This is a genomic window from Bacteroidota bacterium (assembly GCA_016718825.1).
Taxonomy (GTDB): domain Bacteria; phylum Bacteroidota; class Bacteroidia; order J057; family JADKCL01; genus JADKCL01.
This window is the reverse complement of record JADKCL010000009.1, coordinates 136,908-152,297: the sequence shown is the minus strand read 5'-3', so window position 1 is coordinate 152,297 and position 15,390 is coordinate 136,908. Positions and strand designations below refer to the sequence as shown.

The window sequence follows — 15,390 nt, the reverse complement described above, 5'->3', positions numbered from 1 at the left end:
TCAATATACCTTATCCCTGATGGTCTTCCGTTCCTTGTCACGATCCTTGCGCCGCTTTGGACGTTTTGCGCCTGCCTCTGGATCAACACCTACTTGATCGTTGTCCATTCCCTCGCCTCTTGCGAATCGCAAACGGATCACGTTTACTTGGAAAGCATCTTGGTGCGGGTGGTTGGGCGTAATCCTTGGCTTCTTCAGGTAAACCACCTTGCGTCCCTGCGATTTTGCCACCGACAAAGGCTCCCCTTCCCAATACACCGCCCAGTTCTCTCCATAAGCTTCATTCAGCTCGTATTCCAACTTCTTGCGCATGGCATGGAGTTTCAAACAAGCCAACTCCAAGTTGGTGATTTGACGGTCCTTGCCGATCCCGATCACGGTATCTGCATCGTTGTACACCACCTTGAGCAACAATGAATCTTTCGTACGATTGTTGGTCCCCAATTCGCCTTCATACATCATGCCCTTGGCCAAATCATCTGCTTCCTCTTCATCGACCAACAGTTGACAGGCGAGCTCGATGTAGACCAAGCCACTCAACCTCTCCAGCACATCCGGGTTTGAAATCCCTAACGTATCCGGACTGAGCGCTTCCTTGATCACCTCCCCTACCATATTCTCCAGAATGGCATCCGTTCCCAACCACTCTTCGCCCAATTCCGAAATCAGGGTATCTTTGGCTTTTTGAGGGGTACTCCCAACATATTGATAACTGTTGTCGTCCCATTCATAGGTCAAAACCACCGATTTGGGGCTTACCTGCGTGTTCCCTTGCAGACCGGATGGGGCAGTTTGCTTCAAACGCGCAACCATGTGGTCGTTCAGGTGACCATCATCCACCCAAAATGATCCACTTGAGGGTCGAATCGTATCCCGGCGGTAAAGATGCTTGCGGTTACGGCCAAACGCGACATTCAGGCCCAACTCAAATGTAGGTCCCATCACCGCTCCCTCCCCCATCGGCAAGGCAAATGAGGCATTCATATCCACAAAATACCCGACGAGGTCCGGCATTCCAACGGTATCCGTTTGCGCGATCCGCATCCCGAAGCCCATCGTCAATGCTCCTTGATTGATACGGTAGGACCCGCCCATCCAAAGATTCTGACGGTCAAATTCGGCCTTCAAGCCGACATCCAAGGGTGCGCCCAACTGTGTCGTGTCGCCATGCGAGAAGATATTCCGATAAAACACACGCGGGCCAATGTACAGGTTGTGAATCGGAGAAAACAGAATTCCGGCGCCGCCGAAGAGGTGGGGATAAATGTTCAATCCCGGAAGTGTATTGGAAATCGCATTCCCGGCAATTGCTGCGTAAAGACATTGACATCAGCCCGCAAAAACTTGTTCCAGAACCGGTATTCCCCGCCAAATCCTGCATCCAATTCCCCGAAATTGCCGCGTTCCGCAATCAATACATCGGTTCGGTCATACACACGCACCTTGTCATACCGCGAACCCCAGTTGATAAATCCGCCGGTAACTCCGACGGATAGCCGCATTGACTTGGTATTGATGATCGCTGCCGCCACGGTCACGTTGATGCCGAGGCGAAATTCGGTCCATTCAATGTCATTGTTCACATTCGCACCCCAGGCAAAGTTGCCGTGACGACCGAGTGGCTGACTTCTGAAATTCAGGAACTGGGAAAGCGACCGCCAATTCGTGCCCTCTGCCATCCGCCGTTGTTGGTGGCTGACAAAGAAATTGGTCAGGTTATTCACGCCTATCGAGCCACAATTTGCCAGATATGGATTGAATATAAACGAATTGGACATTCGAAGCTGCTGACCAAAGCCGTAATTCGCCATCAGCATTACTGCCATGACCATTCCGGAGAGGAGCGACAACCGCATCACGGAAGTAGTGTTGTGCTTTCTCATTTCCTTCTGATCGTTAGACCACCTGCCTCAATTTTCTCCCCTTTCTCATCCAACAAGAGGTACCAATAAACCCCATCTGTGAGATACCCTGCATTGGCATTGTCTCCGGTAAAGAGGTCATTGAGCGGCGTCATCGTATGCACCAAGGCGCCGGCAGAATTGAACAACTGAATCGTGTAAAGCGCAGGATCTATTCCGTTTTTGACTTGAATCAGCCACGTATCGTTTTGTCCGTTGCCATCCGGGGTCATCACCTGTGGCACAAACACGTCCTTGTCATTGGGATTCACACGAATCGTTACCGTTTCGGGCGTCCCGGTACAGAGGAACGTTTTGGGCACGATTGTCAGCGTAAACTGCGCCGGGTTGATGTCACTGTCCAAAAAGACCGTATTTCCGATGGGGATCACCATGCCGGAGTCTCCGATAATGGATCTTCCGGTATCTGCACTGAATTCAACAGCGCCCATTCCCGCCACGGCCCATTGCAGCCAAGTATCATTGGTAAACAGCTCCACCGGAATTTCCAATGAGTCCGTACCCGATAGAATCGTTGGCGCAGACAAAATGGTGGCTTCCGGAATGTCAAAGACGTGCATCACGCGCGTGATCGAATCCTCGCAACCCAGTGCGGTCTTGAAATACGCCTGAACGACGTCACCCGAGTCCAAACCGATACCTTCCCATTCGATACCCGAGCCAACCGAGTCGCCGTTGAGATAATAATTCACCAATTCGGCTCCCGAGGCGCGGAAGAGTACGTATGTGTTTTCGCAAATCGTATCGTTGGGATGATTGCTGCTCAAATCGATCCCAGTCGGCTGCGGTAAAATTCGTAAGGCAAATGTCCCCGTACCGCCACATATCTGCCCTGATGGCGGAATTGTATAATTGACTTGGTAAGTGCCAGGCGAGGTCGCAAACAAGTCAATGGCCCCCGTCAATGGATCAATCGTCATATTGTCACCCAAGGAATCAGGAATGCCGACGAATGAACCTCCTGGACTCGAGACAAAAAGTGGCAACAAACTATCTGGTCCGATACAATAAACAGAGTTTCGATAGCCGAACTGTGCTACTGCGGCGGGCTTGATCCGGATCGGGAAGGTAAACACTTCTCTACACACGGTACGCTTTGCAAACTCGACCACGTACGTGTCAGGCAAGGTGGCCGCCAAAGAAATGATACCGCGGTCTTGATCGGAGAAATAAACCCCCGTACCTGAGTACAATCCCATCGAATCCGCACTATGGGTCAAAATAGGGTCAGGGTCTGGATCTGACGGACAGTAGGGGCTTCCCACATAGGTCAGCGTTGTCAGGGTGTCCTTTTCTACAATTGTGACCCGGTCCGTCCACACCGCTTCGCAGGCTCCCGCGCTGCTGATGTTGTATTCTACAAGGTAGGTGCCGGGGGCGGAGGCATGCGGATCAAAAATACCAGCAATGCTATCGATCCAGACCAAGCCCGTTGTATCCGCTTCAAAAACGCCTCCACTCGCAAAGCCAGGTTCCGGACTGATCGGAAACGTATCTGCTTGACAGTACTCGATGGCCAAGTAATCATATTGTGCAGAGAGGTTGTTGCGGATATCCACAAATGCCGAGTCTATGTCCGAACACAAACCAGTCGTTTGATACACGACCCAATAGATACCCAGTACCATGTTGGTGTCCAAGGTCATGATACCAGAGTCAGGATCGACAGCTACAAACGACGGCGAAAGTCCGAGCGAATACACACCACCCCCATCGCCCGTAATCAAAGGGAAGGGGTCGTTGTCATTGAGACAAATGATATTCGGCGCAAAAATGATCCCCGCCGAATCCTGCTCCACGACGGTAAGGTAATCGTAGGCGGTATCGCTACAAACCGTAGTCGTCTGAATGTTTTGAATCATGTAAGGGCCACCCGCAGGAAGGATATCGATGTTGATCGAATCCCCGACGATCGCACCCGGTACCTGATTGGCGCCGATAAACAAGGAAAAGCTGTAATTGCTGATGCGGTGGACATCAATTTCATAGAATCCCGAATTCTGGCAAATGCTGTCCACGAGGATCGAGAAATCGGGTGTCGGTATCGAATCGATGTCGATCGTTGCAGCAAGCACGGTATCGGGACAGCTTGGATCCGGAACTACGTAAAATACGTTGTAGTTCGGGCCGACCGGTGTGAGCGAGATGTCCAACTCCCCCGTCAACGAATCCACAAAAATGGCTCCATTGGTAGAGAAAAATGAACCGCCTGCCACGCCAGATTGGAACACGGGGAAAATATTCGGCTCATTTTCGCAGAGCACCGTGTCTGAGTAGGTCAAGTTCGCTGCGGCCACTCCTCTAAAAAACAAGGGCAGCGAGAATGTATCCGAACAAAAAGTATCGGGTACAATGTAAACAAGCTCATAGGGCCCCCCCGGCGTACTTGCCGCTGGATTTACAGTCAACGAATCCACGAGAATCCCGATCAAGTTGTTGAAGCTCGTGAAGTAGCCATTCGGATCGGTCCGTGCTGGAATAAACGCCGGATCATTGAGGCAAAGCGTATCGTTGGCGAGGTTAAAAGTGGCATCGGTTGGGGCTTTGATGCGGAAGGAATCAACTGCAGTGTAGGTACATGTACCGGAAATGCCGCCGTATTGGACATAGTAGAATCCAGCAGATGAAGTTCCCAAGTTGATCGCACCTGTATTGGGATCCACGTTGAGTGTACCCGCTCCTGCGATGCGTGTAAACGAACCAGAGGAAGGAAGATACTGGATGGAGGGCAATTCTTGGGCGGCTCCTAAGCACAATACCGAGTCTGGATAATCAAAATAGGCTCTTTCCGGCGCGTTGATCACGATGGTCGTGGAGGCAACGTTGGCACAGGAGTCCACATGGGGATTGTAAAAGATGGTATAAGTGCCTGGCGCAGAAGCGGGCAAGTCCACAACCCCCGTTGACGTATTGCTAAATACCAATCCGGGAGCGGACGAAAAGGTACCTCCGGCAGTCCCGGAAATTACCGCAGGATCCGAGAACGGATTGCCACCGCAGTACGGCGATCCCACATAGGAAATCGTCGGTGTGGTGACGGGTCTGATTTTGATGGTGGCAATTGCGGTATCCTTGCATAGAAATGTTCCGTTAGTAACATATCTTATTGTATGCGTTCCTACGGATCCCGAATGGACAAGCAAACCACCAGTATTATTGTTAGGCATTAGGAGGTTAGGAGTACCAACTAGTGGACCTCCGATCAGGCTAAACAAACCAACAGTAGTTCCGGTACCAATAATGGGGAGAACATTTGGCCCATTGGCGCAGTAAATTGAGTCTCCAGGCCAAGAAATATTTGCCAATTCACTGGAATCAACCAAAATCGAGTCAACCAGATTGCGAGCATTGTCAATATTGGAAGCAATTACGGTTGAATTGCAGCCAGATGCGCCCGTCGTCGTATCCACCAGCAGGTCAAAGTTTGAGGGGTTAGCTACCAAAGGAATTCTCCAAAGAAGCGTATCCACGCAACCGCCCGGTAAATTGCTTGCAATGAAGAATGTTGTGTCAGTAACCGCAGGGCCTGATACGCCAAAATAGTTGTTGGCACCGTCACTGAGTTTTAGTTCCGTACATACGTCCCCCAACCGAGAGCCAAAAACCTTAAAGGTGTTTCCAACACACTTGATCGGCTTGCCAAGCAAGACGGAGTCCATCTCGGTACCAATCGTAAAGAAATTTACAGGACCAGGAAAAGTGGAAGTCGGCAAGGTCACAGTATAGACGCCAGGTGAGCTTAACGTCATCGGATGGGCAACTGAATTTCCATCACGGAAATTGTTGTCGTTGTCAGTAATCAGCACAAATGAGGCACCAACTGGCAAAGAAGGAAGGTTGGCGTTTGGATTATCAGCCAAAACGCGAAATTCTACCTGTTCAGGTCCCCATCCAGCTGTCTTCTGCAACTTCCATTCTCTTGCAACCCGACGGTAGATGCCTCTTTTCCCTGCGACGGAAATTTCATTGGTGCTCCAACATGAGATATCTCCGCCGTCATGGCCAGTCATGATAAAATTCTTGTCCGAAACGATGGGATTGCTGTTTAACGTATCATACAAAAAATGCGACCCCAATGCCAATGAAACCAATGAATCTACATCTGATGTTTTTCCTTGCCGTTGGTACAGGCGACCATTATCATCGCGCCCAATGCCCGCAATGTCAAATGGATAGGTAGCAGGGTCATAGATATCCACGTTGGCGACACCATCCCAATCGCTCATCCTGTATTTATGTGTAAGCGTCAGACCATACTTGACGGCCAAATAGCTCTCTACACGCTCAAAAGCGTTGTTACCAGCTCCAGCAAGGGTATTGTCATACACGATGACCTCCGCAACATTCATAGAGTCAAATCGTTCAGTAGCTATGAAACCTCCTAAATAGAAATTCCGATTGGGATATCGCAAGGATTCGAAACCGAATAGTCCATTTTGGGAAGCCCCACCCTGTTTTGCATTTGCAACGATGAAGACCGTCTTTCCCTGAAACAAATTGCTGGTCTTCCAAATTCGATCCAATGCAGATGCTTCCACAAAAGGACGATAATTCAATTTCTTACCAATTGCCGTTGACAAGCCAGAAATACCAGTACAGGAACATGCGGTGTTGTGATCATTGCCACTTTGGTCGTTCCACGCGTTCACACTTGGGCCTGCCGGGATACCTTTCCCACCATCAAGCCAAAGCTCTAAACCCTTGGCAACCCCTCCTGGTGCAGCAAAGGCATTGGTTCCTCTTACAATTGTAAAGAATGTCGAGTCGTTGTTGGGGAAATCGATGTGAACATAGTAATCGTTTGACAAACCTGTCCTCGGAATTAATGGCACAAATGTTTCACCGATCCCAAACTGCGGATCTTTCCCGTAGACTAGATAGTATGGTCCGGGAGTTGTGATATTTCCTAAGCCTGTGAAAGTTGAAGGGGGAAGAAAAGTGTGACCGTCCCTGCGTTGGAATCGGCTACCTTAAATGTTCTTCCCAAACGTTAGTTTGGCACGCCATTGAAGGGCTGGGAAAAGTGACACCACCCCCATCATGGCCAACAATTTGAAAACGTTGTCTGTTGCAATGACCGGAAAGCTAGTTTGTTGTTGCTGTATGGCGGCGATAAGGACTGGGACTTGAGATCCATAGAATAGCTTCAAACCAGGAGTGCTTACGGACTCAGATACTCTTTGGTCCAACAAAGTCGCGCTGCATTTGCCAACTCCAATTATTCCTTGCTGGAAGATTGGGTCAATGGCATAAAGATTGATATTGCCAGCCCCAGCAAGCAACTTGTAGTGGTGACCAAGGGTGATTCCATACTTCAGGGCTAGATAGGTCTCGATACGGTCGCGATTGAAACCAGCAACCTTCGCATCGTAAAAAAGGATATCCCCAAAGTCAGCATCCAATGCCATTCCCGCTGTATGACCAAGGTTACTCCCGAAAAAAATGGAGTCCATACTCATTGCATCATCGAGCATATCATCTGCTGCAATCAGCCTACCATCAAGGTACATTACGGTAGAGTCACCCGCCGCAGTACCCTTTTCATGATAAATAGTCAAGAGATGGTTTTTGCCATCCGCATATATTGATTGAGGTTGCATGGAATAAACATCACTGTTGTCCTCGTGGGCATACTTCAACTTCCCATTTGCAAAGGTTACGCCAAAGTCGTTCTGATCTCCATCGTGTTCTGCACCAATCAAGGAACGACCTTGAAACCACTGACCTGGTTGACTATCCAAAACGGCCGTATTGAAAACAACGAAGCTGGTGAAGCTATTTTGGATCTTCGGTGCCGCTGTGTTTCTTTGGATCCCAACCCAATCGTTATTTCTTGTTCGAATAGATGGATTGAAGTTCAAAATTCCATTTCGAAAGGTGACAGTACCAGGGCCGTTGATTCCTGAAGTGCCATCCCTTTCCGTAGCCACTGGCAACACAGAGGTGATGCTTGTCACGTTACATCCTTCGAGTAAACAGCTTGCTGACTCTGGTTTCAGCCAGTTGGTAATGTTAGAAATGGTTACGTTTCCAGGCAGTTGAGCCTTTAGGCCATAAGAAATATCTAGAATACAAAACATTAGCAAGGCAAAGCCAACACTTCTCCGAGATCCCAGCCTATCTATATTGCCGATTCTTAACATAGCACATGCCAATTTTTCTGACTCATTTTTCAACTTACAAGATAGCAACTTTGTCGCCTATTTTCCAAAACATGTTCCTACGAATTACGGGCGATTTTTCATGCAGAGAATTACCTGAGCTCAATCTATAGGATTCGATGGGTACTCCTTTAAAGGCTAACCTAGTCGAATGAGGTAGACCACCTAAAACAGGATTGTTGAGGCATCCTCGGAGTGATATCCCCGATTTATCCCTCTCAGACCCAGTCAACAAGTTCAGCAGAATGGTGTCGGAAGTGAAGATCCTTCCAATTGTTTTTAAACCTAACGAAAGCCAGTGGTCTTAAAAAATCTTAAAGATGGTGCTTAACTTTCAACCTCCAATACCTGAAGCGTCCTCCGTTAGGATCGGGATTTATAAAAAAGAGAATGCAAGTCCCTATCAAACAGACCCTTGCATTCTCCCTAACCTGTGCGGTTAATAATGGATCAGCTTCTTTACATTGAGGACCCTACCATCTTGGTCGATAAGGCTTACGAAGTAGATACCCGGCGGCTGTGAAGCGAGATCCACTTTGGCATAACCGTCGACCAGGGATGCTATTTTGATATTTCGACCCATTGCATCGGTAATCAAGGCCGAAACCAAACCCGTTGACTTCGTCTCAATCTCAAAAGTGGAATAGAAAGGATTCGGATAAATCTTGGTAGCTATCACCTCAGCATTGTCGACTGCAACCAAACGGCAATTGGCTCGTCCAGGGCTTGCCCAAATTGGCCCAGGGATGTTTGCTCCATACCATATACCAACAGAATCTATAATGGTGGAACTTTCTACCCAGTTGCTTCCGATACTGTTATCCTGGGATGGGTCGCAAACAACTATGCTCCTACCTGTTGCGTTAGCGCCAGTGGGCCAAGGACTCAAATTAGAAAATGTAAGTGAATCTATTATTACACCTGCGGTATTTGTCAAACGGAAATGGCCAGTCGCATCGTTGATTGACCCTGCGTTCCAGAAAAAGACGTTACCGTCGATTTGAAAGAAGCGCTCAATCAACTCGGGAAACCTTGCCAAAACGATACGTTCGCCGACTGCTAGTGTTAGTTCAGGAAGCACAACGTCAATTTGACCAGTTACATGCAAGCCACCAATCGGGCGACTAGATGGGCCTGGATTGACAAATTCTACAAAGAGCATGCTATCGATTCCAACAATACTTCCAGATAGCCCATCATACATAATCTCAGATACCTCTAGTGGATCGCTTAAGGTATTGTAGGTTAGAACAATATCAATTGGGCCATTGCATTGCAAGCTGTGTCTTGAACCGCTCCAATATGGAGCGTGTCAATATGTCCTTGAGCAACCGGTGCCGCAAGCTGTATCGTAAAGGAATCATTCGGAGGGATCAAAGTTGAGTTTCCAAGCGGCAATCCCGTGTAGTAATAGCTAGTGATACCTGCACCATGGAACTCATAACCAATCGGTTCACTGAATTTGATGCCGATGTTGGAGCCGTCAAAAGAATAATTCAATACCGTTGGAGGTGTATTATCCGTTTGGGCGCAGCATGAACCAGGATTTGCAAAAATTTGCTGTCCTCCGATAAAGATTCCCGTTGGAGTTCCAGCAGGTTCCCACGCAGGTCCATAGTCTTGAAGAATGGTTTGGTCGCAATAATTGATGGAGTATCCCTGCCCATTTCCTTGTGTTGGCCATGGTGCATTTGGGGAATAAGTAAATTGAGTAACTGTCGAAAATCTTGTCTTAATTCCACTAATTCACCGGCATCATCCAAATCACCAGAATCCCATTGGAACAGAAAGGGCATCGGACCAAAAACGTTTTTGAAGGCCACCGTATCTTTGCAACAATGGCAAACTTTCCGGGGGAAGATTACGTTCGGAAATTGAAAACACAACTCCAGCAGTAAAAGAATACTGATTCAAACTCTTGAAAAAGCTCTAATGTTACGATCTCGATAAACTCCAAAGAATCGGGAACGGCTGGCGAACGATACATTACCTCCGTAAGTGCGATACTCCACACCTGCCCCTTCACCGCGGAAGCGCCCATTCCAAAACCCAGCAACAGCAAAAGAAGTGTAATCGATTTTCTCATGTTCAAAAACATAGTACGTTAAGTTTTATTCTCTTCTCGCGGCAAGCCGCCTTGACTACCCTGAAAAACTGACCATAGACAGCTGTGGGCATAACACCCGCAACAAGGCAAAGATAACAGTTCTCACGAAAGAAGGAACCTACCCATCTGAATTTTTGGTGGATTGCTTACATGGCAGCGTGAAAATTTCGTTGCCAACCGAAAAACCTGCGCCTGTGCAGCCATTGGACATGTTGAATCAAGGGATTTTGAAGCACTTGCCGCGCTTTTCCCGCCAAAAAGTAGGCTCATTTTTATAATTTCTCTCTGAAGCAACCGACACCTTATATATATGTGTGAAAACGGCCTTCCTTAAGCGGAACATTCGGGAGGCGCCCTCGACGGTATCCATCGGGCCACTGAGCCGTTGGGTGAAAGTTATCCAATTTGACTTGGGCTGCTGGGGCCCCGCGTTCCACCGCTGTTCACTTGCAAAAGAGCAAAAATTCCAAGGTATCCAAAGGTCGAAATTACTTGCAATAGCAAGGCATTCGATGAAACATGTAGTTCTTTCATGGTAACGATCACGATACACTTCAAAGGACATTAGGTTTCCAATGAAATCATTTGCCTCTACCGCTGGAATCGAATCCGACCGGGAGGCAGAACTAAACCCATTCTCTGGTCCGCGGGCTTGCTTGACACTCCGAATCCAGGATTTCCATACTGTGTTCCTACCATTTGCCAACAGTCAATCCAGAAATTCGCGATGGTCAAACATCCATTCCTCCTTGACCAATACAAAGCTGAGGTTGACCAAACGACATTTGTCAAAACGCGTGACGATACCATTGCTATCATAGGTCGCCTGATACAACTGCAGCGGAACCATTGCCGCCTCTCCATCCATTACAGGTACACCAGATTCGAAGTAAGTCGCACCAGGGCAATGGAACCAAACGTCTAAGCAGGTTTTGGCTGCATTCCGCCATTTGTCGCAGATTTGCTGGTCTTCATTCTTGAGGTGATAATAATTGCCAAAGTCCTTACACTTTTCGGGCGTGACTACCTCGCATGGAACCTCGCCAAGGATTTCCTTCTTGGCACGATCAGTATAACGACCCATCCAGTAGTAGTCATACTGCTCTGACGCAGGTGCAAATCTTCCTGCAAAGTAGGCTCCTAGCGTATCCCTGTAGGCATTCACACCCTGAAAGGCATAAATACTGAAGAACCTCGGTTCATTGAGCAAGTTGGCACTCGTTTCAAACCAAAAGTCCAAAGCCGCCCTTTGCACTTCCAACTGCACCGGGGAACAACCAATCGTTTGAATTTTGCCGTAATAGCCCTCTACGTCAAAACCTTGATAAACAGCAAAATCCTTCGGATTGAGAGAATCCTGCGCATTCGCCATTTGTCCGTCCGTTACATTTGGGGCATTGCACCCAACCATGATCAAAGCCCAAACGAGCACTGCAAATTTAATCTTCATGTTATTCTATTCGAATTCAATTCTGATTCTCCCCGATTTCCGTTGCAAACCGGCTGCGACCACCGTTGTAAATCAACGCTGTGCTGATAGGATATTCTTCGTTTTTCCAAGCTCCAGATTGGTTTCCTAAGCAAAAATGGTCTCCAAATTGGCTCACGCCAAAACGGACTAATTGGGCATTGGCTTCGAATACCCAAGGATACAACTACTTGTCTCCTCTCATTGAAAATAGCCAAACCCCATCTACCTTATCAAAGTGAAGAAAATGTCCCGAAGCCATGTGCGGCCCCCCTTCGGAATCAACCATGTCGTAGAGTCTGAGCCTCACTACTGCAGACTGTGAATCATGAAGGATAGGTCGCTCGATATAAAAACATACGGGAACACCAGCGTGAAAAAGGATGTCTAGGCACTTGTAAACCTCTCTTTCCCACTTATCGTAGGATTCGTCCTGACATTGGTACGGATCCTTCTACCGTACATGGTTCGAGGATTCAATTTGCCCGATTGCTGATTCTTGAAAACGATTTCTCCAGCCAAAGGTTTTGACCGGATCCTCACTTGCGACCGTATTGCCGGAGTTTTTCAAATCTCCTCTAAGGACCTTGACAAATCGGTCACGGCAAGCTCCTACCCCTTCCGATTTATACAGCTCAATCATTTCTGCGTTGAACAAAAAACTTGTAGTTTGTTCCCAAAAGTCAATCGTGACACGATACAATTCCTTTTCGGTATCAGACCAACCTTCTGGCAAGGGGTTTACCAGTTCCCCATCGAATTCGCAATCCGTACATGGAACAAAATCCGAGATGTTCAACCCTTGGCTCTCCTTGTCCGGCGGCACTCCTTCCTGACTTTTCGGAGAATCGGCAGGCTGAGCAATCTGTTTACTGCAAGCGCCTAGAAGGATGGCGATGGAAATCAACAAGAATGAATATGTTTTCATAGGAAAAAGATTAATCGATCCATTTTTTTCTGTTCTCTTGCCTTTCCGCATTAAATTTTGCGCGATCGCTTGGGAATAAGACTACCATCGACAAATGATAAGTCTGTGCATTGCTACTTCCAGTACCAGATGCTTTGAATGCCCCGCCTCCCTGGTCGAATAGTCGGTTTTGCAAACTTGAACCCGAACCTGCGGCCTTGGTGGATCGACCTGGATCGCAGAAGGAGTAATATTTGCCTCGCTTAGGATCCATCCCGATGCCAGTCAAAGTAATGAAATGGTCAGTCGTTCCCTCATTATAGCCATTGCCGTTTTTAGATGAGATTTTTGTACTGAGATCACGATTGTAAGTATGATCCACCCCAACCAAGACAGGGACATTTTGGCTGAGATAGGACTCTATGTAGGCAATTGCCTTTGAGGTCTGGTCACCTCCGACATACCATTCGTCAGGATTGTAGTTTTTCTCTTCATGCGTCTCACTTTTATGCGTCTTGTCCTCTTCTAAAATAGACAGAAAATTTGCCTCTTTGTCAGATGGAACTACCGCCATACTACCCACATCTGCCTTGAGATCGCCAGTGTTTGAGAGTCCTAGCTTCTCGATCATTTCCGGCTTTTCCCCCTTGAGATAAATAAGCAACATTTCAGTGGCAACCAAACGGCAGTTGGTGTCACCAATATTGACTGCCTTCACGTCTCCTTTCCTTAGCTGTGAGCGCCAATACTTATCATCGACAAAATTACCAGCCCCGTTGAAAGGTTCTTGTTTCCCTTTTTGCTCACTCCCCCATCCCTTGTCCGGAGTTGGTTTCTTGGTTTCGGATTTAGGATTTGATCCCCAACCACTTTCCTGCTTCGGCGTTGACGATTTTTCTTTTTGAGAACGCTCAAGTCCATTCACGAACTTTTCAAAAATTGATCGTTTATCCTCCATTCCAGAAAGCGCCTCCCAAGTCTTGGCATCCACCTCACCTGTCACAGGTAGTTTTTTGGATTCTTGAAACTTCTTGATTCCTTTCGTGGTGTTGCTTTCGCCTTTGCTGCTTGTAGCTATTCCGTCGACCTTGCCATCATAAAGTCCAAGTTCCTTGAGCTTGACTTGAACTTGTTTTATGCCCTCTTTTCCTACTGGCATTGCTGTCGTTGCCGATTTGGAATTGCCTGCCTCTTGGGGTTTTCCGCGAGATTGCTTCTTTGCCGCCAAGTCCTTGCCTTCGGCAACCTTTCTGGTAAATGCTTCAGCTAAGTGACTGTCGTGAGTTCCCACCTCCAATTTGCGAAGGGCTGTCTGGAATTCAAATACCCGAGCCGGAGTCTGCAAAAACCATTCACTGTCTTCTGCCTCAACGGCTGCATCCTCCCATCGATGAGCCATCATCAACTCCCAAGTCCTCACATGCTCCGTGTTCCAAGCTACACCGTTTTGGAAACACATGCTTCCAAGTGCAATTTTAAAATCCTGACTGTCAACACCCAGCATAGCCGCTTGCTTTTTCGCGGCTTCCCATGCCTCGCCAACATCTTTCTTTGCCCAAGATTCCACCACAGCCTTAGGAATAGCTGTGCCAATGGGATATTTTTCTAGTTCCTCCTTTGAGTCCAATAGGTGCCCCATGCCACCACTCACATGGCCATTGTCTGGATATGATTCATATTTAATTCCCTCCCATTTCTCCAAAGTCACCACCAGTTCCTCCGGCACGCCGTCTACTTGGATGGTGGCCTTTTTTTCAACCTTTTCTTTGGTTTCCTTGCTATTTCCAGGGTTGCTTGCCGCATTACTTGCCTTGAGTGAAAAAGCAGGTGGCATCGCCGAATTGGTCATCGACTGTTCTTGTTCTGAGAATTCGTTGTTGAGACCGGATGTTTCCTTGGTCGCAGTTTTTTTGGTTTCAGGAGTCATTTTTGTCTAGTTGAAAATTCTTCTAAAGTACACTATTTTGAAACAAAAACTAAGGTTATAAAACTGATTACTAGTCAAGTAGTATAAACTTTTCAAAAATCTTAGCAAGTACATGATATGTTTAAGCATTTCCGAGCCGATGAAACTGAGGAGAATGAGCATTTCATTTCTACCCCTCACCGATCGCCGATTTGTCCCGGACAAAAGCTATCCAGTTTAGACTGAGCCGCCGTGGAGCCAAGTTCCAAAGCCATTTGCCAATCGGCGCAGGCATTTGGGAGGTCCCCTTTTTCTTGATAGAGGTTCGCACGCGTGTCATAATCCCCGAAATACGGCCGGTTGTCCATTTTGGCACGTTCAATGGCCTTGCTCTGATAGTAAATCGCCGAGTCAAGGTTGCCCATCTCGGCAAAGATCGAAGCACGAATCATGTTGATGAACGAAGACGTGTCACCGTAGGCAATGGCGCTGTCGTTGGTGGCGAGGGCTTGGGGGTATTGGCCGGAGCGATGGTAGAGGTTGGAGAGAATGTGAAAGCCGTTTTTTCTAGAAAACGCCTTGCGCGGACAATCCTTCTGAATTTCCATCACCAACAATTGGTAACGAATAGCCGAATCATCCCGCAACAAGAAGTCATATTCGTTAACAATCCGATTTGCATATTCCCTTCGTTTCTCGCACCCAATGCCTTCCAAACTGAGGAGAGTTTTAAAATCGGAAATCTCCTCTTCTGTTCGATTCGCTTTGAAAGGCACTCCGCTCGAAGTTCAAGTGCTTCAGCATTCTTCGGTTGGTGCTCCAATACAATGGTGAGATTCTGAATTGCCGTTTCGAATTCCCCGATTTCAATTGCGACCTTAGCCTCCTGAATGGCTTTTTTGTCATCAAAGGAGGTATT

12 protein-coding genes are annotated in these 15,390 nt (G+C 47.7%); all 12 read right to left on the bottom strand.

Annotation, left to right across the window (positions count from 1 at the left end; all coding sequences use genetic code 11):
* On the bottom strand, positions 1 to 1,272 hold the full coding sequence (locus IPN95_12660; GenBank protein MBK9450236.1) for a hypothetical protein: 1,272 nt from the start codon (positions 1,270 to 1,272) through the stop codon (positions 1 to 3).
* On the bottom strand, positions 1,269 to 1,883 hold the full coding sequence (locus IPN95_12655; GenBank protein MBK9450235.1) for a type IX secretion system membrane protein PorP/SprF: 615 nt from the start codon (positions 1,881 to 1,883) through the stop codon (positions 1,269 to 1,271). Before IPN95_12655 ends, IPN95_12660 begins: the two co-directional genes overlap by 4 nt.
* The gene (locus IPN95_12650) at positions 1,880 to 6,271 is read right to left on the bottom strand and encodes a gliding motility-associated C-terminal domain-containing protein (protein MBK9450234.1); all 4,392 of its coding nucleotides are present in this window, start codon (positions 6,269 to 6,271) and stop codon (positions 1,880 to 1,882) included. The genes IPN95_12655 and IPN95_12650 overlap by 4 nt, the downstream gene beginning before the upstream one ends.
* 621 nt (positions 6,272 to 6,892) lie before the next feature.
* Positions 6,893 to 8,098: a hypothetical protein gene (locus tag IPN95_12645; GenBank protein ID MBK9450233.1), complete on the bottom strand. Its 1,206-nt coding sequence runs from the start codon at positions 8,096 to 8,098 to the stop codon at positions 6,893 to 6,895.
* A gap of 424 nt (positions 8,099 to 8,522) precedes the next feature.
* On the bottom strand, positions 8,523 to 9,287 hold the full coding sequence (locus IPN95_12640; protein MBK9450232.1) for a T9SS type A sorting domain-containing protein: 765 nt from the start codon (positions 9,285 to 9,287) through the stop codon (positions 8,523 to 8,525).
* A 41-nt stretch (positions 9,288 to 9,328) separates the two neighbouring features.
* Positions 9,329 to 9,583 (bottom strand): hypothetical protein, encoded by a 255-nt coding sequence (locus IPN95_12635; protein MBK9450231.1) that lies wholly within the window; start codon positions 9,581 to 9,583, stop codon positions 9,329 to 9,331.
* Positions 9,580 to 9,879, bottom strand: coding sequence for a hypothetical protein (locus IPN95_12630; GenBank protein MBK9450230.1), 300 nt, complete (start codon positions 9,877 to 9,879; stop codon positions 9,580 to 9,582). The genes IPN95_12635 and IPN95_12630 overlap by 4 nt, the downstream gene beginning before the upstream one ends.
* A gap of 65 nt (positions 9,880 to 9,944) precedes the next feature.
* A complete protein-coding gene (locus IPN95_12625) occupies positions 9,945 to 10,169 on the bottom strand; it encodes a hypothetical protein (GenBank protein ID MBK9450229.1) in 225 nt (74 codons plus the stop codon).
* 730 nt (positions 10,170 to 10,899) lie between these two features.
* Entirely contained in the window at positions 10,900 to 11,640 is a 741-nt protein-coding gene (locus tag IPN95_12620; protein ID MBK9450228.1) for a hypothetical protein, read from the bottom strand.
* A gap of 472 nt (positions 11,641 to 12,112) precedes the next feature.
* The gene (locus IPN95_12615; GenBank protein ID MBK9450227.1) at positions 12,113 to 12,637 is read right to left on the bottom strand and encodes a hypothetical protein; all 525 of its coding nucleotides are present in this window, start codon (positions 12,635 to 12,637) and stop codon (positions 12,113 to 12,115) included.
* Entirely contained in the window at positions 12,597 to 14,492 is a 1,896-nt protein-coding gene (locus IPN95_12610) for a peptidoglycan-binding protein (GenBank protein MBK9450226.1), read from the bottom strand. Before IPN95_12610 ends, IPN95_12615 begins: the two co-directional genes overlap by 41 nt.
* A 176-nt stretch (positions 14,493 to 14,668) precedes the next feature.
* A complete protein-coding gene (locus IPN95_12605; GenBank protein ID MBK9450225.1) occupies positions 14,669 to 15,079 on the bottom strand; it encodes a hypothetical protein in 411 nt (136 codons plus the stop codon).
* Positions 15,080 to 15,390: the final 311 nt, after the last annotated feature.